A 23,409-nucleotide genomic window follows, 5' to 3' on the forward strand; every position below is an offset into this window, starting at 1 on the left:
TGTTCCCTCTAATCCTTTAGGAACTTTTGTTTCTCAATCAGTTGTATAGGACGTTTCACTTTAATTTCAAATCCATACCCTGCTCTGGTTATCTCCTTGGCATTTTTATTATTTTTCTTTGCATACGGATTGACCTTGCAAATCCTCCAACTCTCATTGTTAAAAGGTATAGAAACTAATACACATCGCTTCGAATATAATTCATAAATAAAAATAGAACCCATAACTATTTTTGGCCATGAGTTCTTTTCCGCTTTACGAATATAATATTCAATTTCTAATTTATTTAAGTCATCGCAGTTTGCTTGCGTAACTTCTAGCTGCCAATCAATGTTTCCACTCAATCTCCTTCAGCTTTTGTTGTTCTACTTCCATTTTAGCCTCTTAAAGAGTTACGCTATATAGTTGGTTAAATATGCAGTGCAATTTTACGTTTAGTTAAACATAATTACTACTTATCAAAAAAGTATGTCTCGTTAGACAAATATAAACAATGCTGTGACAAAGCCCTATTAATAAATCGATACTTTAAGTATTAGTTTATTTAGTTTTTATTTTTTGCAAATATAAACACAGCAAAGCTGATCAATGCTGTTGCTAAAGAAAACATTAAAAAAGAGTATATTTCATCAAGTTTTAATGTAAAAATATATAAATATTCAATTGAACTTTCACTGTTAATAAGCCTACTATGATAACAAGCTAACAATACTGCATTCAATGAAAATATAAAACTAAGACTAAGAGAAACATCTTTCAATTTATTCTTACTTTTTGTTAATATGTTTAAGAAAATTAAAAAAATACAGACTACAACAATTAATAAGCTTAACATTCATAACCCCTCCACCATTTGAATTGAATTTCATCATTATAATACAACAATAATTCAGTGAACATAATAGCTCACTGAATTATTTTTTGAAGTCTTATTTAAATCTCATGTAACAAACAAAATTATGACTTATATTGGAAATACATATTGCTTGTATGCTCATTAACTGCTGGGCTATAAATAGATTGATTATTCCAGATATAATATGTCCATTTTAAATTTAATCTTTTAGTCTTAGTAGTTTCATAATGACCTACTTTTATCTCTGCATCGAAAGTATGCCCAGTATTAACTAAACTCGCATTTTTAGGGAATATTATTCTTGCACTTCTAACTTTGGATTTTCCACTGTTATCAAAATTTTTATAAGTTTTACTATAATATATACTAGAATTAGTATACGAAGGAGAAAAAGATAACCCCGTATTCAAAAGACTAAGACTCCATCCAATGTCAAAATTTAAAGAACCGCTTTCTTTCCAAGTCCCATCCCACTGCACTGATCTTATTGCATCCCCTACATCAGTATATACTTGCAATGAAGTAGGAGTCATCACACCAACTTCAAAGTTAGATGTGTTTGAGTTAACAGAAGGATTCGTAGTTGAATATGTTCTTTGAGATAGTATATATAATTTTGCAGTAAAATCACCGCTACTCCCAAGAACTAATGGTCCCTCTATATAACTTCTAACTACTATTTCTTCGTTAATTGATGCAATACCTGCTTGATAATTTATAGTGTACTTTTTATCAGAAACACCACTTGTAACACTCGCTTGTAGTTGCAAAGGTTGTTGCTCCACTTCATCCACTTTTACTGGCTCAAGCACTTTACCAAACCAAAAGACATCTGAATAAGCACCGATTTGTAGATTATTTGAATTGTTTATAATTTCAAAAAGATTCACAAATTTTTCAAGTGTTAATGTCTCTGAAACAATAAAATTCCTTGTTCCTTTCTCCATTAAATATATTTTTAAGACAGTGTCATTATCTGAAAACTTGTCTGGATTTAAAGAAATATTTTGATTAGGAGCTTTATCTATCCCAAAAAATATTACATCATAGTTATCTAATTGGTCAACAACATTACCAACGATAAGAGTGTCTGTATAGTCTGCTTTTTTTAATTCACCTGCTAATTTAAAGGGCTTCTTCTCATTAACAAGTTCTTGTGATACATAACCATCAATACTAATAGAGTTCCCTACAAAATCATAATTTTGAACTACTAATTTTACAGAATTTGAATCTTTAATTTCATTTAATTTCTCACCTTGTTTATCTAAATTATTAATAATGTTCCCATCCAACACTACTTGACTTGACCCTTCATCAGCATGAACATTCAAAGGAATAACAAGTAAAATTAATGTTAGTAATACAGATAGTGTTCTTTTAAACATAACCAAAATTCCCCTCTCTAGTTAATATTTTATGAATATGAATTATTATATATCATATAATTTTACAGTTAATCAATAATTAAGAGGGAAATAATCCCAAATACCTAAATATTTTGAGTATAATTTTACTTAACATATACTTTTTTACTAATTTTTTTAAAAATTATATATGGCTGATGTATTAGGATTAAAGGTAATAAATTATAGTTTTTTACGTACTATATCTTTTTTCATAATATAAATCCATTTAAAAGATAGGTCGATCTTGATATAGTGTTAAGGTAAGATGTGTATTTATTCCTTAAAAGTCAAGTCCAAAATCATCATTCTTGGACTTATAAGTTTGGAGTTCATTAGGAAGTAAACAATTATTCTCTCAATCTAAACTAAAAATACTTTGATCACGACACAAGTTTATGTAAAAGTAATAACAGTTCTGAATTCCCCAAGAGAAGTGAGTAATAGGAGACCATGAAAATAATCCTAAATTTACCATTTTAGTAATTTAATTAAAAATAGCTAGAATAATCCTATAGATTACTCTAGCTCAAACAGATACAAAATAAATTTCAGAACATTTTAATAATGAAAATCAAGGTTTGCGATATGTTAAAACACCTTCTTCGTCTCCCGATCCTCCTTCACTATCTCCACCGCTTCTCTAAATCTCAGAGAATGGATAATTTCACGCTCACGTAAAAATTTCAAGCCATCTTGCAGATCCACGTCATCCGTCATGTCGATTAGCCATTGATATGTAGCACGTGCTTTTTCTTCTGCGGCTATATCCTCATACAGATCAGCGATGGGATCACCCTTAGCTTGAATGTAGGAGGCGGTAAAAGGAACACCCGCTGCATTTTGATAAAATAACGCATGGTCATGACTAACATAATAATCACCTAAGCCTGCTTCCTTCATTTGCTCAGGACTAGCATCTTTTGTAAGCTTATAGATCATTGTGGCAATCATCTCTAAATGGGCAAATTCCTCAGTCCCAATATCATTTAATAACCCAATCACTTTGTCAGGAATCGTATACCTCTGATTTAAATACCGAAGCGCCGCCGCTAATTCCCCATCTGCTCCCCCATATTGCTCCAATAAAAGCTTTGCCATTCGTACATCACATTTCCCAACTCGTACAGGGTATTGTAGCTTCTTTTCATAGATCCACATAAGCTCTATAAAACCTCCTTATTAAATGTTGGTTTGTATTAAACTGAGCAGACTCATTAAGCAAATTCATTGATTAAGCATGGCTAGTTACACTTAAGTAGCTATACCTGCCAAGGCCAAGGGCTTTTAGACCATTCCCAAGGAAATTTAGAATAAGCTCGGCCAAAGTTTTGAAGTGGGCCATAACACTGCTGAAATTCATTAGCCAAAATCGTACGATCTCGCGTCAATTGGTTGAATTGTTCAATTGCTTTTAAGTCATTTGGGTGAGTGTCTAAGTATAAATTGAGTTCAACCAAAGCGAAGTCCAAAGCCTGTAGGTTTTCCAGCATTTCATAATATTGCTTATCGTAGTTTGGGTTAGAGGTCATTGTCGTCATTCTCCTCTCTATAGCTATGTCGTGGGTTGTAGGGACTGTAAAGTGCTGGCCATAACGTTCCTAAGCGAAGGGCTTCCTGTGGAGTAAATTGTGGGAGATTCATCGGTTGAAAAGTGATAAACAAATGTGGTGGAGTGCTGTACGTTTTACATTTTACAGGTGGACATGGATCAAATGGGCCGATAAAGGGCGCATATTGCCGTTCCTGAGGTTGATTCATTAGACTGCCTCCTATCGAAATAATTTCCTTATATTAAACATATGATGTTCGCCCAAATTATGAACCTGAAAATGGAAAAATAAAAACAGGTCAACTACAGCTTTAATTAGTCGTAATTAGCCTGTTTATTAATAAAAAAACCAGTTTCACCTTTTGACCGCACTCACGAACTAAGCCTAAAATAGACGCTTCAGTTGGAACTCTAGAATTCTAACGCGTCGAACAAAATATCAAAAACAGTGGTTTGGTAAAGTCATACCCACCAATCTCTATGTTTCCCTCAAAGCTGTGTTGCTTGAAAATCGGTCTATACAAGGTACCTTTTATTTTGACTTTAATCGTTTCAACAGAATTGGGTTCTCCCCCAACAAACTTAAGCGCTTGATGCTCTGCATGAATTTCTTTTGGGAATGAGTAGAGATACATAAATATAATTCCAGCCAATAAAACTAAACCTATAATTACAGTGTATTTTTTAATTGTACTCACATGATACCTCCCAAAAAAATTTTGAATGATAAAAATATAGTCTTATGGGAATTCTCTATCAAGAGTTTTCCACTTTGGGATAACTTGTTCCTGCACTGTACTTAACTTATGTATAATTTATATAATATACTATAATAATCCAACCAAAATAATATATAGTATATATAACCTCCAATGATAGCTTACAGTTATTTGATTTTAAAGTGCCTAATCTCCTAATTCACAAAGGCTCAAAAACATTGTAATTGGTGTTTTATAGTAAAACCCTAGAATATATTAAAACAAAAGGAGTTTATATGACTAATCCAATCTCGATCCAACAACTTTCTACGATTCAAGAAGCTTCTTTATTAAGAATTGAATTTTCTAGTAGATACCCTTGGTATAAATCAGATTATTTTTTTAAGTGCTTAGAAGAAAATACTCAGAAAAAAAGAATTACTTTATTTGCTTACTACGAAGGGATTTTGGCAGGATGCTGTCATCTTTTATTTACTTCCACTTATCCAAATTTCATAAAAGATAATATCCCTGAAATTAATGATTTAAATGTTTTCCCCGAATTTAGAAGAAAAGGCATCGCAAGTATACTGTTAGATGAGCTAGAACATTTAGCCTCCAAGAAATCAAAACAAGTTGGATTAGCAGTAGGGCTATATAAAGACTATGGAAATGCTCAGAAGATGTATAACATTCGTGGTTATGTGATGGATGGTCACGGAATTTTTTATAAAAATGAAGAAGTTAAACCTGGAGAAACTCTGACTGTCGATGATGACTTATTAATTTATTTGACTAAGAAATTGGATCACAATGAATGACCGATGAAATTTAAAAGTACCCCTTAAAAATGGTGTCAATGAGTTATTTATGCCGTTTATACATAGGGGTACTGTACAAGCTCACACAAAAATTGCCTACCCTGACAATCAGGATAGGCAATTTCTATTTCTTCTTACTTCAATTTTACTGTCATTTCTAATTCCTTAATATAATGTTTTATTACATTGCCATTTTCATCTACCTTAAATTGACCAGAATTTTGATCAGGGTTTACATATTCACCTTTAAATGGCTTGATCGTAATCGATTTAACGTCTTTGTTTACTCCATCAATTAAATAGTCATGATACCAGTCGCCCGCTTTGTTGTGATTATTTGTTCCAAACCCACTAATCCGATCAAGTACAACACCATTATCGTCCACAAATTCATACATGAGGTTAGATGACTTACCTTTCTCGACACCTTTTTCAATCAGTTGAAGGCGTGTAGAGCTTGTATTTGCATTCACTTTATTAATGGTAACACTTAGTCCATCATAACTTTTTGTAATTTTAGGCTGAAGCGTGTTTGCTTTATTAGTTAGCTGCATTGGAAGCTCCAATGTAAATGGTTGCTGGGTGCCCTCTAATGTTATTTTAGCGGTAAGCTTAAATTTATTTGGAAAAGCATACAACTGATCACCAAGCCAAGATGGGTCAACTAGAGTAATTTGAGCTGTATCAAGGTCAGCTCCCTTGTTCAAGCTCAAACTTGGTCTTTCGCCAAGGCCGCCAAAATCATTAATCGATTTACCGTCTATGAAAATTTGAATGTTTTTAATTGCACCTTTAGAATAAATATTTTCTTCTTGCTCTTTGTCCCATGTACGTTCAGTGATTCCAGATGACAGTCCACCACCACTACGCTTTACTTCAAACTGCACATGGTTTCCATCAAAAATACTTTTTGTTACCGTTAATGTAATCCCATTTTGTGTCATACTCACTTTTTGAGCCTGATTTTGTACGCTTGCTTTATTTACAGTTGTTGCTGGTTTCTTACTTGCGGCATACATCGTTGTTGGTTCAAATACCGCTCCCCCTAATAACATTCCCGCAATCGCTGTTGTTGCCATCACCTTAATCATTTTAGAACCCTTAGTACCATTATTTATACTTTTATTCATGTTAATATCCTCCAATAATTTAGTTAATTGAGTTATACAATTTTTCTAATTCATCTGACTCAATTGGAATCCTGATTTCCAATTCCTTCACATAATGTTTTACAATTTCACCGTTAGCATCTACTTTGAATTGTCCTGATTCTTTACTTGGATCAACTAATTCAGGGAGGAATGGTCTTAATATAATTTCCTGTGGTATTTCCTCAAACCGATCAAACAATAGTTCTTGAGTAATAACACCTTGATCTCCCATCCTTACGATTCCAGCACTAAAGTGCTGTAACGGTCCTTTGTCATCCCATAACTCATATAGCAATTTATAATCTTTTAACCGATTTTTAATTGCGTTCTCCAACACTATATTTAACTTCACCTTGGTTGTAATTGGCGTGAACTGAATCGTTGCTAATTCTAATTTGTAGTCTGCAGATTGTTTTGTCACAGACAACGGATACGTTAATTGCTCCGTCTGCTTCTGTACAGGAATTTCAAAGGTAAACGGCGTTTTAGCGCCCTCAACCCCAAGTATAAGTGTAAGAGTAAATTGATCAGGTAGTTGTCTTTTTTGAAATTTAGTATCTTCAGTTACTTGAAAAATAGCCAGATCAGGATCGTTCGTTCGCATACCAAATTTAGACAATATTGCAGGCTCGAATGTCGATTTACCGTTAATTAATATGTTAAACTTATTAATAGCTCCTTTTGGGTAAATATGCTTAGTATCGAAGCCTTTCCCTACGACTTCACGATCAAATATCCCACCTGAATAGTTGTTTGCTTCACGCTGTACTGCAACAGATAAACGTATACCATCGTAAATTGCATGTGGAACTTTCAAAGTAATACCATCATGAGTTTGACTTAGGTTTACTTCATTGGTTAAGCCATTTTCTTCGGCAAACTTAAGACCCATATCCTCGGCAAACCTGAATACACCACCGATAATTGGCATTTCCTTAAGCGTAGCCGCCATCACTGGAGAGATCATCGCACTGCTAATCCCTACAATAAGTGTGATTGTAGCTGCAATCGCTGTTACAATAGAAAATTTCCGTAAATAACCTCTTTCATTTCTTACCTTAGATCGACTTGATGTGGGCATTTCCAGTAGTGAAGCGTAGACGGCATCTTGGCGCGCTCGAAGCTCATCAGGGAGCTCCATCCTTTTAGATGCACCAATTTCCCTAAGCTCCTTTTCTAGATTAAATTTTTCCATACTCTAGCTCCCTTTCTCTACTTTGCTTCACTTGTTGCGCCAATAATCCTCTAGCCCTATGCAGGCGAGTTTTGACTGCACCTTGAGAAATATCCAACACATCCGCAATTTGCTTAATCGATAGATCTTGAAAATAAAACAGAGAAATTACAATACGTAGATTTTCATCTAAATTTTCTACTGCTTCCTGCAAATCAACATCAGTGTGATTGTTATACGGCTTGGACATCGGCGCTTCTTCAGGAACATCTGCCATCACGACCGTTCTTTTACGCATGCGTAATAATTGATTACATTCATTAATTAGAATTCGAAAAACCCAGGTTTTAAAATAATTTGGTTTTCTTAATGTAGACAAAGATTTATACACCTTAAGCGTCGTTTCTTGAAATACATCTGCACAATCTTCATCTGTTTTGACAATCGATTTTGCTAAGCTATATAGTTCCTTCTCCAGTTTGCGAAAAATCTGAATGAAGGCTTCGCGATCTCCATTCTGTGCACGTTTTACTTCTTCTACATCGATTTGTTGCTGCAACAATTCCAACTCCTTTTGAGGACCCTCTGCCAATTAGATGGATGACTATGTCGAAAGGTTACATCACATATATTTTGCATTCTAAATTCATGAATTAAAAAGAAAAGTTATATCTCATTATCAATGACTTTGCTTCCTCAAACAAACTATATCTTGACAGTGTCAAGATTATGTTTTATCTTTACAATGTAAAGTTCAAGAAAGGAGAGAAGATTTTGAAATCTAAATCCTATCATCACGGTGATTTAAGAAATACATTAATTGAAGCAGGTATTGAGTTAATAGGCAAAGAAGGCATCGGAGGATTCTCCTTACGTAAGGTCGCAGCCAGTTGTGGAGTCAGTCACGCAGCTCCTTATAGTCATTTCAAAGATATACAAGAACTATTAACGGCAATGGCAGATCATGTCACTGAACAGTTCACAGTTTCCCTGCAACTGTCCATTGACGATCAAGATGATCCGATGAAGTCGATGGAAAAGCTTGGAACAGCTTATATTACTTTTTTCGAAGAGCATCCTACTTATTTACCATTTTTGTTTTTCCAATCAGGTATTATTATTCAGGTTGACGACGATCCAGCCGACATTCCAACTTATCCCCCATTTGCAGTATTTAAAGAAACAGGTTATCGGTTGTTCCGCAGTTTAAATCTTCCAATTGAAATGGATGGCAACATGTTAATGGCATATTGGTCGCTTGTGCATGGTGTGGCATCCTTGTTATCTAGCAGTGGCATCCGCTATTCAGGCAATTGGCAACATGTATGGCAAACGATTATTCAATCGGGAGGGAAAAATGAATGAGACTAATTGTCCATGATCTAGCCGATCAGGAGTATGACACTTGGCTAAACGGCTTCAGTAAAGATACAGATGAGGTGATTGGGGGGAGTGCTCCGATTCGTCACTGTGTAGGTTGCTTTGGCTGCTGGGTTCGCACCCCAGGAACTTGTGTGCTCAAAGACGCCTATAAACACATGGGCGAACGTCTTGCCGCCTGTGATGAGTTTGTACTCATTAGCCAGAACACTTATGGAGGGTATAGTCCGTTTGTCAGTAATGTACTCAACCGGGCATTATCTTATATTCTACCCTATTTTGTTATAAAAAATGGGGAAACGCATCACAAACAGCGATATAAGCAACAATTTAAGTTCACTGTCCATTTTTATGGAGAAGATATAACAGAAGCCGAACGCCAAACTGCACATACATTGATTAAGGCAAATGCATTAAATCTGGATGCATCTAACTATCGTGTATTTTTTCATAACTCTCTTCATAGCTTGATGGAGGTGCAACAATGAAAATTGCCCTGATTAACGGCAGTCCCAAGGGTAGATCAAGCAACTCCGGATTATTTCTCAATATACTTAAACCCCTCATTGAGGAAGGAAATGAATTAACCTCGTACCGTGTTAATTCAAAACAGTTAAACGTTGAGCAATTTCAGGAAATTAACGAAGCCGATGCCATCGTAGTGGCATTTCCAGTCTATTTTGATGCGATTCCTTCACATCTACTACGAATGATGGTTGAATTAGAAAATTACCGAAAGACAGAGAAATCAAACAAGGAAATTGTACTTTATGCTTTAATAAATAATGGATTTTTTGAAGGACAACAGTGCAAAACTGCAGCAAATATTGTTGAAAACTGGTGTAAACGTTGTTCCTTCCGTTTTGGGATGGCAATTGGTCATGGGGCAGGAGAAATGTTTAGCTATTTTAATCAAGTCCCACTAGGTAAAGGCCCATTAAAAAATCTGGGTAGAGCAATGGATCAGCTCTCTAATGCGATTCTCACCCGTAATAGTGCAGAATCGTTGTTTATTCAGCCAAACTTCCCACGTATTCTCTGGCGTTTATCCGCTACTTATTTTTTCTGGCACCGCCAAGCAAAACAAAATGGACTAAAACCAAAGGATCTTAGGAAGCAACCTTTTCAGGAGAATCAATAATACACACTTTATTTCCTCAATATAAGAAAAAGCTTCCACAGTCCCACGTTGAGTGGGCAGGAAGCCTTAAATACAATCTAATCTTCATCCTCTACTTGTTCCTCAGAAATTTGAGGAACAAGCTTCGTCATTTTTACACGTGTAATTCTTAGACGACTTCCCTCTGCTACCTCGAACATTACACCTGCAAAGGGAACCTTCTTACCTTTAATTGGTGCGCCTTCTAGCTCTTTAAACAGCCAACCCCCAATGGAATCTACCTCTTCATCCTCAAGTAAAATGCCCATCAGCTCATTAACCTCTTCAATTAATAAACGTCCATCTACGGAATAAACACCTTCTGCTATTTTTTCGATTTCGGGGCGTTCATCCTCAAACTCATCATGAAGATCACCTACGATTTCTTCGATGATCTCTTCAGCGGTTAATAGTCCTGCTGTACCTCCATATTCATCAACAACAAGCGTCATTTGGACATGCTTTTTCTGCATCATACGTAACACATGACTAACTTCCATTGATTCAGGTACATTTAAGATTGGACGCACAATTTCAGCCAAATCAGGCTCCTGCTCTGATTCAGGTAATAAAATATCAGTAATATGTACAAAGCCAATAATTTGATCCTTATCCTCTACCGCAACGGGATAACGTGAATGTCTCGTCTCGGTAATTATTTTCATATTTTCTTCCCAAGATAAGTGCGTATATAAGCAATCCATGTCAGTACGCGGAAGCATAACCTCTCTCGCTAACATATCTGCAAAATCAAATAAATTGTCCATAAGCTGCATTTCATTTTTATCAATTACACCACTTTTAGCACTTTGATTCATAAGAATACGAATTTCTTCCTCAGAGTGAGCTGAATCCCCTTCAGAGGCGGGTTCAATGCCAAACAAACGCAACATCCCATTTGCCGCGGTGTTAAGCAACCAAATAACAGGTAAAAATATTTTATAAAAATAAAGCAATGGGGCAGATAACCACAAGGAAGTTTCCTCGGATTTTTGAATGGCTAGTGATTTAGGTGCTAGCTCACCAACAACAATGTGCAAAAACGTTATAATCGCAAAACCGATAACAACAGATACAGTGGAAATTAAGGTAGTGTCTGTAACGCCTAGCTTATACATTAATGGTTGAACTAACAGCTCAGAGATAGCAGGCTCCCCTACCCAACCTAATCCTAGCGATGCAAGGGTAATCCCTAGCTGTGTTGCAGAGAGATACGTATCAAGCTTATGATTTACTTTTAGTGCATAATTCGCTCTTCGATTCCCTTCACTGACCAACTGCGTCAGCCTAGATTGACGCACCTTCACTAACGCAAACTCTGCCGCAACAAAAAAACCATTTAATAATACAAGCACTAAAACAATGACCAAGTTAAAAATTAACTTTCCTATCTCAAATTCCTCCATAATACGAAGCCTTCCTCTTTCCTATAATTTAGTCACTTTTCGTGATTTAAAATCTACATCTTTATAATACATATCTTTTACTAATAAATTAGGACCACAACAGCTAACGGCATCACAATGACAATTTACAGTTTTATTTAAAGGATGGTTATTTAACCATTCAGCAAAAACATCGTCTAGCTTCCCTTTATATACATTACCAAATGCAGGAATTGCAGCGAAATCCGTCACAAAGACATCACCAGTAAATAGGTTTACATTAACACGGTTACGTCCATCTGGATCGTTACGAACAGTTACCATAGGTTCATTGTATAAACGACGAATTAAAGCTTTATCAGCTTCATTGTCATTACACGCAAAAAATGGCAACGTCCCAAACAGCATCCACAAGCTTTTATCACGATGATCTAATAAAGAATGAATAGCAGTTCGCATGTTATCCAAAGACAAAACAGGCAAATTCTCTGCAAAATTTGAGGCATACATCGGATGTACCTCGTGTCTTTGACAGCCCATCTCAATAATCTTTTGGTGAATTTCTGGCAATTTATCGTAGGTGCGATAATTAATCATCGTTTCAGCAGAAATAAACATCCCTGCTTCACTTAAACGTTTTGAATTTTCAATCATTTTATCATACATCTTATAAGCGACTTCCGCTTTGACTGGGTGTCCACTTCTAGCAAAACCAACCTCATGAAAATGCTTCTCATCTTCATAGTTAAAGGAAATATGCATGACATCCAAATAAGGAAGCAGCTTTTCATAACGTTCATAATCCAAGGTTAGATTAGAATTAATTTGAGAGCGTATGCCTCTTTCTCGCGCATACTTTAAAATGGGAACTATTTTCTCATCCACGGTCTGACGTCTAAAGGTTGGCTCGCCACCTGTAATACTAATCGTACGCAAATTTTCAACCTCATCCAATGCCTTTAGCATCACGGACAATGGAATCTGATCAGGCTCACGCATGACAAGGCTATCTCCAACTGCACAATGCTCACAGCGCATATTACATAAATTAGTCACCGTCATCTCTACGCTTGTTAACACATGCTTGCCAAACTCTCGAAGCGAAACAATAGGGTCCCATGGATCATAGCTTGGACTTATTGGTGTTAAGGAACCTGTATTGTTTTCTAATATTCTCATCTTTCACTCACCTTATTTTACTTTTTTTAAACTTAAATTATTTATTACGCACTTGGACTCACTTGAGAGCCCATCACTCCTAATCCGTCCACCTCAACAATCGTAATCGAGAGCTGTCTAGATAAATCAACATCAATCGGTGCCTTTAACGGCTCGCCATACTCATCGCTAATGATGCGGATGACTGGACGTTGAGGAATGTCACTATTAATTTTCGCAACAACTCCTCGTTGTCCTGTACTTAGCTTCACCGTCAAGCCAAGCGGATATATCACGACACGATCACGAAATACTTCTAGCTTAGATTTCTCATACCAAGTACCTGAGCCAGTATATAGCACCTCTAACGCTTGATGTGGCAACATAGCTGAACGATAAACTCGATGTGTTGTCATCGCATCAAAGGAGTCTACAATGCCTAACCAACGTGCAAACTCATGAATGTCGTTCCCACTAATGCCACGCGGATACCCTGATCCATCTATACGTTCATGATGCTGATACGCACAATGCGCCGAAAGTAAAGGAATACCTGCTTCATCCTTTAACATATTAAAACCCGCTTCGGTATGTGTTTTCATTAATGTATATTCGTCATCGGTTAGCTTACCTGGCTTGTTAAGAAGGGAAAGTGGTAATTGTGTTTTCCCAATATCATGTAGTAATGCCCCTAATCCTAACACAAGAAGCTCATCCTTGGAATAGCCATGAATTTGTCCTAACAACACAGTATAAATACAAACGTTTAAGGAATGACGATACAAATAATGATCCATACTATTAATATTCATCATCATAATCATAACATCTTCTCTTGCACTAAGATCATCCATGATGGATTCAACAAGGCTCGAAAATGTTTTTCCCAAATAAGGATACGTCATACTTTTCACAGCAGGACCCGTAAACTTACGAAAATTGTCACGTATTTCACTCAATGCTCTCCGTCTTGTCTCATCCTCAATCATATCATGAATAATGATATCTTCTGTACGCTCATCTGCAATATAAACTAAATCCAACCCATACATTTTTAAGCGGCGAATAATTGAATCAGTTAACTCTGCATTTTCAGATAATAATATCATGCCATCTTCATTATAAATCTTTTTGCCTAAACGCATGCCAGGCAGTAAAGAATTTATAGATATTAAACGCAAATCAGTCCACATCTCTCTCTAAATAAAATCATATCAATCAAAATATTTTTATTATTGCATAATAAACAACCAAAATAGTGCAGCAAGTATAAATCTATAAATCGCAAAATGACGAAGCTTAATTCGTTGAATAAATTTCAAAAAGATTAAAACAACGAAATAAGCCACGATAAAGGCAACAATAAATCCAATTAGAAAAATACCCGCAGTTTGTCCTGTGATATAACGATAAGAATCCAGTAATTCATAGCCTGTTACTGCGCACATAATCGGAATTGCCATAATAAATGAAAAGTCAGTAGAAGCTTTATAGCTTGCGCCACTTAACATCCCACCCGCTATCGTTGAACCCGATCTTGAAAAACCAGGCCAAAGTACAGATATACATTGATACAATCCAATCAATAGCGCTTGTTTATACGTTAGTCCATCCACTTGACTAGATACAGGTTTTTTTACATTGTTAGCATACCATTCTGCGAAGATCATAAATAGACCCCCAACGACAAGTGCCCACAGCACCGTAGACGCACTAAATAAGCTTTTAATAAAATCTCGACAGAAAAACCCAACTAGCAATGCAGGTGCAATCCCTAAAAAAATATGAATCACGTTTAATTCATTTGCAGGTTTACTATTTTTAAAAAGCATTGGCTTTTTGCCAAAACTTAATATTTGTTTTATTTTATCACGATATAACCAAGCAATGGCGAGAATTGCCCCTAGCTGTATAACAATTTCAAAAGTTTTCATCTCCGCCGTTTGGTCATCAAACCCAAGGAGCTTGGTCGTCAAAATCATGTGTCCTGTTGAGGAGACAGGAATAAATTCGGTTAAGCCTTCTACAATACCTAAAATAATCGCTACAATAAAGCTCATCTGAATCCTCCTAAATGGATATATTAAATATCGGTTTTTATACGCCAACGCTTTAAAGTGCTGTTTTCAACAGCATGAGGGGTTTGAAGCTCCTGCTTTAATAGATCGCGTAAAAATTGTGGTAAATAATAAACTTTATCCTCCCCCACCTGCAACCCCTCATAACCGATGCCAAATGTAAACATATCCAATGTGCCTACACTATATTGCTGCTCTAGCTTAAGCGGGACACCTTGTACAATAATTTGTGAAATTTTATGATAATCCGGAAGCACAGGATTGTACATAATTTCTATTCCATCCGCACAAATTCCACCTAATACCTTCCCCCGGAATCCATATCCATAAATTTCCTTATCGTAATATTCAACAAGCAAAGACTGCTCAAGTGCTAATTTAATTTCCTTACCCAATAGTGTCATTTTACAAGCATTGATCGGTGAAGGACAACGAGCATGTAACATCATTTCACTAATTTCGCCTGCTGGTAACTCTTCTAATAATTGCCCACTATTTATAATAGAAATTTCACTGCCTGTACAACGGCGCACAGCTTGGGCTAGTAAATTACCAAAATCGGATTCCTCTTTATAATCAATCGGTAGTCTATTAGGAATAACAGCAATTGATTTCCCCATCGAAATTTCAGCCTGCTTGTGATGAAAATCAATACAATTTTCCACCTTTTCATCGATTGATCCTTCCTCAACGGGAATACATCTAGCCTCCGTTATTTTTAAAGCGTCCCCTCGCATAGGTTGGTCAAATACGATCCGCCCCATATACCGTCCAAACTTTCCAGCTGCTGAGATCGCAGTGTTGTTAATATAAAGCGGCTCTTCTAGTAAATGGTGGGTATGACCTCCAAGGATAACGTCAATGCCCTCAACCGTCTCCGCTAACGTTTGATCAAAAGGTAAACCCATATGTGACATCACAATAATTAAGTCTACCTGAGAACGCAGGCGCTGAACTGAGCTAGCAATTGTATTTATAGGATCACTAGCTTCGATCCCCAACAAATCATAAAATAAAGTATAAGGTACTGTTGCCCCAATTAACCCGATCCGGAGATTACCTTTATGAATAATAACCTCAGGCTTCATATAATCTGGAGTGTGATTATTTTCTTTCTCCTTGATGTTTCCACAAACAACAGGGCAATTCAAACGACGATACACCGTTTCTAACTGATGTGGCGTAAAAGTCAGCCCTTCATTATTACCAATGGTAATCGCATCATAACGCATTAAATTTAACACGTCCACGTTTACCTTACCCATTGTACCTTCTGTCTCCAAAAAGGCGCGATCCATATGATCACCGATGTCCAGAAGCAAGACGTCAGTATTTGGCTGCTGTCGTTGTTCTTCAACCATAGCTGAAATCCGAGGCATCACGTCAAAATGACTATGAAGGTCATTCGTATACAATATTGTTAATGATTGATGAATGTTATTTTCATCCGACACCTGTGCCCCTCCTTGCCTATCCATGTACGATCCTATCTCTTTTTATTTTTTGTTTACACCATATTATATACCTCCTATGAATACTTTGTCTTCTTATTAAAAGATATGTTGTTACGGAACACGACATTCATTTTCTGTACCTGACTTACCCTAAAAAAAGTACGAGCTGAAATGTTCATTGTCAATCTATTTCTTTCTTGATATTATGGAAGAAAATTCTTAATTCAAAGGTGGCTGTATTATTGAGAGTACATATTATGGACCTTGTTCCAGGCGATCAATTGCTAGATGATACGTTTAATCATGCTGGTGTATTAGTTCTTCGGAAAGATGCAATATTAAGCCATGAATCTATTGCTAGATTACTGCAGCACAGTATCGATTATATCGATATTATTGAAAGAAAAATTAATTTAGAGCACACTACTGATAAACATCTCTCACATACAGCCTACACAAGAGTTAATCAGCAATTTCATCATGCAATTGACCAATTTGAGCATCTTTTCCTTACTGTTTTAGCAGAAGGCACCTATGAAGACAACAAGATGGAGCAATTGCTGCAGCCTGTCGTTTCAACACTTGAAGAGCAAAAGGATGTTGTCTCCTTATTACTACTCCTGCACAAGCAGCAAACTGATGATTATACATACAATCATTCACTACAGGTCGGTATGCTGGCTTATTATATTGCAAAGTGGCTTCATTATAATGACGAGGAAGCTTATCTCGTGAGCAAAGCGGGATTTTTAATTGATATTGGTAAAAGTAAGCTCCCCTCTTCCATCGTGAACAAGCCTGGGCGCTTAACGGAACAAGAATTTGCTGAAATTAAAAAACACCCTGAGTATAGCCATAAGATTATTATGGAATCAACAAAAGATGAAATCTCTGCGCTTGTTGCCTTGCAGCATCATGAACGCGAGGATGGAAGCGGTTACCCAAAAGGACTTCGTGGGCAAGAGATTCACCCCTATGCTAAAATTGTTGCCGTAGCCGATGTATATACAGCCATGATTTCTAATCGTGTCTATCAGACAAAGCAAGAACTACTTACTGTTTTGAAAGAATTAAATACACTTAGCTTTGGCAAATTAAGCCCAGAACCTACACAGGCTCTTATTAAGCATTTGCTCCCTAATTTTATTGGTAAAAAGGTCTTATTAAGCACAGGTGAATCTGGTATTATTGTTATGACTAATCAAACTGACTTTTTTCGTCCACTCGTACAAACTGACTCTACCTTTATTGATTTGGCTCGAAAGCCCGAAATTACGATACAAGAAGTATATTTATAATACGTTATGAGTTTTTATTAATTTATAACCGTTTTGCTTTAAAAGCAGGACCACAAGGATAATCCTTGTGGTCTTCAATTTAAAATTAAAATAATTTTTTGTCTAAATTGCTGATTCATGACTAATTTAGGAGGATTTTTACACAATTTATCGAAAAAATATATACTTGACACCCGCCTGATGAGACCTGCGACGGAACGGGTCGAAAGCCTAACCTATGGCTCGCGGATATCCGTCATACGGACGCAGTGCACTGTGGACGTTTTACGTTTTTTGTATAAAGTACCGCAACCATTAAGCTCTATACAAAAGCAATAGATACGATAAAGGACTAGGGGCTGTTCAATTTGGAAAAAATGATGATCCGAAAAATTGAAGAACTCCGGTTGGAATTAAATAAACTAAGTGCTAGTAAACATTTGGCCGACCGGGAAGTGATACAAATGAGTCAGCAGCTAGATGAAGCATTAAATGAATACAACCAACTCAGATCACAAGGACAGTTCAAATAGTTATCGGGACACCACAGGATACCTCCTGCTTGGTGTCCCCCTATCGTAGTTTCCACTCCTCGTTTTACATTTTTTATATTATATACATATAATTTTCATATTAAATAATGCCAAAGTAAGCCAATTGATACCGCTCTCATGACCATCCACGCCTATCCGCTTTTATTCCCTTTTTATAATTCTCCTTCACAAAACTGATAAACTGTTATATTTTTACACATTCTATTTGTTTTGTTCATATGTAAATGTTTCCAATTACGTTACTGTAATAATAAGGAAAACACCTTAATTATAGGAGGATGATTCATATGAAGCATACAGACAGACAAGTGTATTTTGTTGGTGGTGGACTTGCATCTTTAGCAGGGGCAGCCTATTTGGTTCGTGATTGTAAAATGGAAGGTAAAAACATTCATATTTTAGAAAGTATGCACCTTTTAGGTGGCTCCAATGATGGGATTGGTACACCTGAAGGTGGGTTTGTCGCACGTGGTGGGCGTATGCTAAATGAAGAAACGTATGAAAATTTCTGGGAGCTATTTTACACTATCCCTTCGATTCATCAAGAAGGCATGAGTGTGAGTGAAGAAATTATTGCTTTTGATAAAAAACATCCTACTCATTCCAACGCCCGTTTAGTTGATAAGGACGGCCAAGTCGTTGACGTAATGAGCATGGGTTTTGATAAACATGACCGGATCGCGATGGCAAAATTGATCGTAACACCTGAAGAAAAACTTGACTATGTTAAAATCTCCGACTGGTTTAGCCCTCATTTCTTTACAACCAACTTCTGGTATATGTGGCAAACTACATTTGCTTTCCAAGAATGGTCTAGCCTTTTTGAATTTAAGCGTTATATGCTTCGTATGATGTTTGAATACTCCCGCATCCAAACGCTTGAGGGTGTGACACGAACACCTTACAACCAATACGATTCCGTCATTTTGCCACTTCAAACTTACTTAGAAAAAGCAGGCGTTGACTTTTCAATCAGATGTACTGTAACTGACCTTGACTTTGCAGATGGAGATGGCATTACAGTAACAGCCATTCATTGTGAAGAAGAAAATGGACATAAAATAATTAAACTCCAGCCTGACGATCTTTGTATTGTGACAAATGGCTGTATGACTGATGCAGCCACTTTAGGAAACTATAAAACACCAGCACCTTATTCCCCTGAAAATCCAATCTCTGGTATGCTATGGACAAAAATTGCTAATAAGAAGCAAGGACTTGGTAATCCGCAGCCATTTTTCGGTAATCCTGAAGAAACTAATTGGGAATCATTCACAGTTACTCTAAACGGAAATAAACTACTTAAAAAAATAGAGAAGTTCTCCAGAAATGTCCCTGGTAGTGGCGCACTAATGACCTTTAAAGATTCATCTTGGCGTTTATCCATTGTTGTTGCGGCTCAGCCCCACTTTATAAACCAACCTGAGGATCAAACGATTTTCTGGGGATATGGATTATATACAGATCGGATTGGCGACTACGTGAAGAAACCAATGCGGGATTGCACTGGTGAAGAAATATTTACCGAGCTTATGCACCACCTTCATTTCGATGATGAGCTTGAAGAAATTAAGAAGGATATTGTTAACGTTATTCCTTGTATGTTGCCATATACAGATGCTCAGTTCCAACCAAGAGCAATGAGTGATCGACCAAAAGTGGTTCCTGAAGGTTCTACTAACTTAGCATTAATAAGTCAATTCGTAGAAATCCCTGAGGATATGGTCTTTACAGAAGAGTATTCGATCCGCGCTGCTCGTATAGCCGTATACACATTAATGGGGGTTAATCGTCCTGTTTGTCCTGTGACCCCTCATGCTAGCAATGTTAATACATTACTCAAAGCACTTGTAACTAGCTACCGCTAGATATAGTAGGAAATAATATAGCAAATTCTTTCAGATTTCTTTCATTTTTAGGACTTTAAACTGTTACTCAAAACATTAAAATTCACAATTTTAATATTGGTTCTTTATTTAAATTAGTGGTTGACAACCACCCCAAGCTAACGAATGGACAGAGGGATTCTGGAGAAGTGGAACGTTCGTCTCTTAAAACCAGATTTTCACAACCAAATGATCAATGACTATGAAATCTGGTTTTAACAACGATCGGAAGAACCCTCTGTCTCGAGCCTTCCATCTCCATTGTTGTTGACCACTATTTTTTATTTAGAGCCTTAATATTTAAATACAAATTTAAACCGACAATAAGCCTTGATAATATAAACCATCATTGGGATACACGGCTACAGTCTGAAAATACATATACCGCTTTTCTTCCTCTTGATTTTCTTCACACATCTCCTGAAACCAAGCTTCCTGCATATCTGCTTCGTCAAATGCATGGGGACGCCATAAGCTTAAACCTATATTTTCAAGCGTACACTCCGTCTCGTCCTCCATTTCTGGCTCACAATGCACAACCTCACTTAGCTTAAGTACTACTTCCTCCGCTTTCGTACGGAACACATCTATGTCATAACATATACAATCAAAAAAGGTCATCAGTTCTCTAACAATTTCAATAAAAATAACAGTACCCTGTTTGCCATACTCTATTTTAATACCACTCTCAAAAATTTGACCATAATACAGCTCATTCCCATGTTCGTCACGATAGGACCTATTTTCATACTTGTTTATATAATAATTAATATGAGTCTCTACCTCTTCCTTACTCATCCCTAATTTAATAGCTCCAATACCTACCCCTGGTTCAATAATTAGTTTATCGTCACTCATCGTGTAATTCATAGGTTGCACTCCTTGTTGGTGTATTAAAATTAGAAAAAAGATACTTAGATTATACCACCTGTTGATTATGCAGCATAAATTGTGGAAATTCTTTCTCCATTGATTTGTAAATTGCATATTTTTGTATTCCTTTAGATTGTTCTAGGGCTTGAAGTGATAATTGGTATGCCTCTAAATCATCTCCCAACCTCAATTTTAGCGTAGAAAGTAAAACTAGTTTCATCCAAGGCTTATCTATCATGTCTATATATTTTTCGGCACTTGTAATATTAAATTCTTCTATACATAAAAGTGCTTCATAATAATATTGATAGGTTTGAGGCTTAATTAGCTTTATTTCTTCTTTTACAGTCAAAATCTCTTCCTTATACATAGCATGAATCGTTTTAAAAAGAGCCTGTCTAGAAGGCAATTTATATTTATTTAATAGTGCTTCAACACAAATATCAACCTTCTCATCATCCCTACTTCCTAACGCAAGATACAAATTAAATATAGGAACTGAACGATTTGAAGTAAGTGCCTTCTCAATCTTTTTTAGATCACTACTAAAACCCATAACATAAAAGTTGGGTATAAAAACTAACATACCTCCAGCAAGGGCAATAAAAAAAGAACCAATCGTAGGTATTTCTAGGTACTTATTAAAAACATAAAAACTGCCAACAAGCACCATACTGATAATAAATCTTGTCCAATAAGTCATAGTTTCCTCTTTCCTCATGGTATATGTAGTTAATCAATTTAAATAAAATTACTGTATATTATCTTTTTTCTTAGTAAACACAACAAGCAAAAACCCCATTAAAAATACGGAATACCAGTTATTTAGATTTAAATAATTCTTATTAAACATAGTATAAATTCCAATAAAAGCACCTAAACATAAGCATACTATAAAAACAAGATCTACTTTAGTCATTTTAAGTTGTTTAAAACTAAGAATCACATAAATTAAAGAAGCAATAACAAAAACATTTGATTTAATGCCTAAACATAAATTCAATAGGATAATGCAAAAAACACGATCATTACAGCAAATAAACTTTTAACTTTCATTTACACGATGCCACCTTTATTACCATCTACTAGTATACTAATTCATTATTCAAATTTGTTTTCATTAATATACAAGTCTTTTAGAAAAACTAATCTCACTATATAATGTTCTTACTCAATGGTCAATTTTATGATAAATTCCAAATAATCAAGGCTTTAAATATGGTGAAGATTAGCAAGGTAACTAAAAAAGAACCCGTACATTACTGTACGGATTCCGTTTTTAAAAAATCTAAATTCCCTTAACCAATAGAGCCTTCCATCTCGAACTTAATTATATCATCTATTTACACAGTATCACAGAGGACGCAATTGCTATGTTTTTGGGCATTTGCGTTCTTTCTTTGTCACACATTATCGCATAATTTCATGAATACATGGGCAAAACGTGGGCAGTGAAAATTAAATAATAAATTCATAAAGCTTTTTGTAAGAAGGCGTTTCTACTTCTACTTTACATGGGTATTCAATAGTCATTTCTATGACCAATGATCTCACAAAAAGTTTTAATAAATCATCGTTTGGCACATCCCAACTTAGTTTAATATAATACAATTATTCCACTCTCCCTGATTAACATATATAATAGAAGAAAAAATATTAAAAGGAGTCTCCCATGTACTTTACACGTGGGAGAAGCTTGCTTAAAGTGCGCCTAAAAGAAAGAGGAATCAAACAGGCTGAGTTAGCAAGACGCACAGGTATATCTCGGCAAATGATCTCTCAATACGCTAACAATAAATCCTCTATGTCGCCAGAAGTAATGAAGACGATTTCCTATGTATTAGGATGTCACATGGAGGACTTGTTTTTATGGGAAAGGCACAATAAGCAATGAGCTTCTCCCACGTTTTTTGTAAGGTGACACCTTACACCCCACATTCTACTCTAAGTTTCAAACTCCCCTAATCCTTTGGTGGCTCACTCCCTTTTTTGTATCTCTTTTTGTGTGAACTAGTTCGTAAGTCCATCATATCAAAAATTGCAAAGTCCGTTTTTATGCAACCCCTTTCTTTGTCGAATTATTTCTATTACTTGTATAAAAAAGAATACAAATACAGAAAATAAAGGGCAAAAAATGAGAAGAAGGTTATTGACATGGTGGAAAAGTTTAGGGAACGCATTGAGAAAAATAGACAGCGTTTACATGAGCTAGTGAATGAGAAGGGTTTGACCCATCCAGACGTAATACAATTAAGTAAATTAATAGATCAGATGCTTAATGAGTTTGACGAAATATTGAACAATTTAGAAGAAGAGCTAGACGGAGTACCACAAGTGCATATTAGAATCACCCCTACTGGATTTGAGTTTGAAATTAGTCTGCAAGAAGGGCTTAAATCCACGCATATAGCTAATGCAAAAACTTTTGAAGTAGCTAAGAAAGTTGCTAGAGATTACGTCAAAAACAATGGATCACATCTTAAAATTTATTACCTAGAGCAACAAGTAACTGATTAAATAATATACCGATCTACAACCATTGAAGCG

Annotated in this window: 26 protein-coding genes; 9 read left to right on the top strand and 17 right to left on the bottom strand. The window is 35.9% G+C overall.

From position 1 onward, the window contains the following. Window positions 1-8: 8 nt before the first annotated feature. The 7 genes from J2Z32_RS16855 to J2Z32_RS16885 form a co-directional block, all read right to left on the bottom strand. Window positions 9-344, bottom strand: a complete 336-nt coding sequence (locus J2Z32_RS16855; protein ID WP_210090355.1) for a hypothetical protein — start codon at window positions 342-344, stop codon at window positions 9-11. A gap of 200 nt (window positions 345-544) precedes the next feature. Beyond that, a complete protein-coding gene (locus J2Z32_RS16860) occupies window positions 545-835 on the bottom strand; it encodes a hypothetical protein (protein ID WP_210090356.1) in 291 nt (96 codons plus the stop codon). A gap of 122 nt (window positions 836-957) precedes the next feature. After that, the gene (locus tag J2Z32_RS16865) at window positions 958-2,244 is read right to left on the bottom strand and encodes a hypothetical protein (protein ID WP_210090357.1); all 1,287 of its coding nucleotides are present in this window, start codon (window positions 2,242-2,244) and stop codon (window positions 958-960) included. Between the two features lie 609 nt (window positions 2,245-2,853). Further along, window positions 2,854-3,423 (bottom strand): manganese catalase family protein, encoded by a 570-nt coding sequence (locus J2Z32_RS16870; RefSeq protein ID WP_210090358.1) that lies wholly within the window; start codon window positions 3,421-3,423, stop codon window positions 2,854-2,856. Window positions 3,424-3,524: 101 nt separating this feature from the next. Next, window positions 3,525-3,794 (bottom strand): spore coat protein CotJB, encoded by a 270-nt coding sequence (locus J2Z32_RS16875; RefSeq protein WP_280921157.1) that lies wholly within the window; start codon window positions 3,792-3,794, stop codon window positions 3,525-3,527. Further along, window positions 3,784-4,023, bottom strand: a complete 240-nt coding sequence (locus J2Z32_RS16880) for a spore coat associated protein CotJA (protein WP_210090360.1) — start codon at window positions 4,021-4,023, stop codon at window positions 3,784-3,786. Before J2Z32_RS16880 ends, J2Z32_RS16875 begins: the two co-directional genes overlap by 11 nt. Before the next feature lie 210 nt (window positions 4,024-4,233). Next, the gene (locus tag J2Z32_RS16885; protein WP_210090361.1) at window positions 4,234-4,512 is read right to left on the bottom strand and encodes a hypothetical protein; all 279 of its coding nucleotides are present in this window, start codon (window positions 4,510-4,512) and stop codon (window positions 4,234-4,236) included. A gap of 296 nt (window positions 4,513-4,808) precedes the next feature. On the opposite strand from J2Z32_RS16885, the gene J2Z32_RS16890 reads away from it, so the two are divergent. After that, complete coding sequence (locus tag J2Z32_RS16890; RefSeq protein ID WP_210090362.1) at window positions 4,809-5,333, top strand: GNAT family N-acetyltransferase; 525 nt, start codon at window positions 4,809-4,811, stop codon at window positions 5,331-5,333. Window positions 5,334-5,467: 134 nt separating this feature from the next. On the opposite strand, the gene J2Z32_RS16895 is transcribed toward J2Z32_RS16890, so the two are convergent. From J2Z32_RS16895 to J2Z32_RS16905, 3 genes are read right to left on the bottom strand one after another with little or no spacing between them, the layout of a single operon-like run. Continuing rightward, a complete protein-coding gene (locus tag J2Z32_RS16895) occupies window positions 5,468-6,463 on the bottom strand; it encodes a DUF5643 domain-containing protein (protein ID WP_210090363.1) in 996 nt (331 codons plus the stop codon). Window positions 6,464-6,482: 19 nt separating this feature from the next. Then, the gene (locus J2Z32_RS16900; RefSeq protein ID WP_210090364.1) at window positions 6,483-7,679 is read right to left on the bottom strand and encodes a DUF4179 domain-containing protein; all 1,197 of its coding nucleotides are present in this window, start codon (window positions 7,677-7,679) and stop codon (window positions 6,483-6,485) included. Then, entirely contained in the window at window positions 7,666-8,217 is a 552-nt protein-coding gene (locus J2Z32_RS16905) for an RNA polymerase sigma factor (protein WP_210090365.1), read from the bottom strand. The genes J2Z32_RS16900 and J2Z32_RS16905 overlap by 14 nt, the downstream gene beginning before the upstream one ends. Before the next feature lie 215 nt (window positions 8,218-8,432). On the opposite strand from J2Z32_RS16905, the gene J2Z32_RS16910 reads away from it, so the two are divergent. Genes J2Z32_RS16910 through J2Z32_RS16920 form a run of 3 tightly spaced genes read left to right on the top strand, consistent with a single transcriptional unit; the run spans window position 8,433 to window position 10,179 of the window. Beyond that, window positions 8,433-9,023 carry a TetR/AcrR family transcriptional regulator gene (locus J2Z32_RS16910; protein WP_210090366.1) on the top strand — a complete coding sequence of 197 codons (591 nt, stop codon included), beginning with the start codon at window positions 8,433-8,435 and terminating at the stop codon, window positions 9,021-9,023. Further along, window positions 9,020-9,526 (top strand): flavodoxin family protein, encoded by a 507-nt coding sequence (locus J2Z32_RS16915; protein ID WP_210090367.1) that lies wholly within the window; start codon window positions 9,020-9,022, stop codon window positions 9,524-9,526. The genes J2Z32_RS16910 and J2Z32_RS16915 overlap by 4 nt, the downstream gene beginning before the upstream one ends. Further along, the gene (locus tag J2Z32_RS16920; RefSeq protein WP_210090368.1) at window positions 9,523-10,179 is read left to right on the top strand and encodes an NAD(P)H-dependent oxidoreductase; all 657 of its coding nucleotides are present in this window, start codon (window positions 9,523-9,525) and stop codon (window positions 10,177-10,179) included. Before J2Z32_RS16915 ends, J2Z32_RS16920 begins: the two co-directional genes overlap by 4 nt. Before the next feature lie 77 nt (window positions 10,180-10,256). On the opposite strand, the gene J2Z32_RS16925 is transcribed toward J2Z32_RS16920, so the two are convergent. From J2Z32_RS16925 to J2Z32_RS16945, 5 genes are read right to left on the bottom strand one after another with little or no spacing between them, the layout of a single operon-like run. Continuing rightward, window positions 10,257-11,603, bottom strand: a complete 1,347-nt coding sequence (locus tag J2Z32_RS16925; protein WP_210090369.1) for a hemolysin family protein — start codon at window positions 11,601-11,603, stop codon at window positions 10,257-10,259. Window positions 11,604-11,624: 21 nt separating this feature from the next. Beyond that, window positions 11,625-12,761, bottom strand: a complete 1,137-nt coding sequence (gene yfkAB / locus J2Z32_RS16930) for a radical SAM/CxCxxxxC motif protein YfkAB (RefSeq protein ID WP_210090370.1) — start codon at window positions 12,759-12,761, stop codon at window positions 11,625-11,627. Window positions 12,762-12,805: 44 nt separating this feature from the next. Further along, entirely contained in the window at window positions 12,806-13,921 is a 1,116-nt protein-coding gene (locus tag J2Z32_RS16935; protein WP_210090424.1) for an HD-GYP domain-containing protein, read from the bottom strand. Window positions 13,922-13,972: 51 nt separating this feature from the next. Beyond that, window positions 13,973-14,800 carry an undecaprenyl-diphosphate phosphatase gene (locus tag J2Z32_RS16940; protein ID WP_210090371.1) on the bottom strand — a complete coding sequence of 276 codons (828 nt, stop codon included), beginning with the start codon at window positions 14,798-14,800 and terminating at the stop codon, window positions 13,973-13,975. A gap of 23 nt (window positions 14,801-14,823) precedes the next feature. Further along, window positions 14,824-16,272: a bifunctional metallophosphatase/5'-nucleotidase gene (locus tag J2Z32_RS16945; protein ID WP_342453973.1), complete on the bottom strand. Its 1,449-nt coding sequence runs from the start codon at window positions 16,270-16,272 to the stop codon at window positions 14,824-14,826. A 242-nt stretch (window positions 16,273-16,514) separates the two neighbouring features. Between J2Z32_RS16945 and J2Z32_RS16950 the strand changes: the two genes are divergently transcribed. The 3 genes from J2Z32_RS16950 (at window position 16,515) to J2Z32_RS16960 (ending at window position 19,971) form a co-directional block, all read left to right on the top strand. Continuing rightward, the gene (locus J2Z32_RS16950) at window positions 16,515-17,570 is read left to right on the top strand and encodes an HD-GYP domain-containing protein (protein ID WP_210090373.1); all 1,056 of its coding nucleotides are present in this window, start codon (window positions 16,515-16,517) and stop codon (window positions 17,568-17,570) included. Window positions 17,571-17,926: 356 nt separating this feature from the next. Beyond that, a complete protein-coding gene (locus tag J2Z32_RS16955) occupies window positions 17,927-18,082 on the top strand; it encodes an aspartyl-phosphate phosphatase Spo0E family protein (RefSeq protein WP_245251561.1) in 156 nt (51 codons plus the stop codon). Window positions 18,083-18,381: 299 nt separating this feature from the next. After that, on the top strand, window positions 18,382-19,971 hold the full coding sequence (locus J2Z32_RS16960) for an oleate hydratase (protein WP_210090374.1): 1,590 nt from the start codon (window positions 18,382-18,384) through the stop codon (window positions 19,969-19,971). 330 nt (window positions 19,972-20,301) lie between these two features. On the opposite strand, the gene J2Z32_RS16965 is transcribed toward J2Z32_RS16960, so the two are convergent. Both J2Z32_RS16965 and J2Z32_RS16970 read right to left on the bottom strand, forming a co-directional pair. Continuing rightward, window positions 20,302-20,859: a hypothetical protein gene (locus J2Z32_RS16965; RefSeq protein WP_210090375.1), complete on the bottom strand. Its 558-nt coding sequence runs from the start codon at window positions 20,857-20,859 to the stop codon at window positions 20,302-20,304. A 49-nt stretch (window positions 20,860-20,908) separates the two neighbouring features. Next, complete coding sequence (locus J2Z32_RS16970) at window positions 20,909-21,583, bottom strand: hypothetical protein (RefSeq protein ID WP_210090376.1); 675 nt, start codon at window positions 21,581-21,583, stop codon at window positions 20,909-20,911. 951 nt (window positions 21,584-22,534) lie between these two features. Between J2Z32_RS16970 and J2Z32_RS16975 the strand changes: the two genes are divergently transcribed. Next, entirely contained in the window at window positions 22,535-22,756 is a 222-nt protein-coding gene (locus J2Z32_RS16975; protein ID WP_210090377.1) for a helix-turn-helix transcriptional regulator, read from the top strand. A 260-nt stretch (window positions 22,757-23,016) separates the two neighbouring features. Beyond that, entirely contained in the window at window positions 23,017-23,379 is a 363-nt protein-coding gene (locus tag J2Z32_RS16980) for an aspartyl-phosphate phosphatase Spo0E family protein (protein WP_210090378.1), read from the top strand. The last annotated feature ends 30 nt before the right edge of the window (window positions 23,380-23,409 follow it).

It is taken from the genome of Paenibacillus turicensis (assembly GCF_017873435.1).
GTDB lineage: Bacteria > Bacillota > Bacilli > Paenibacillales > Paenibacillaceae > Fontibacillus > Fontibacillus turicensis.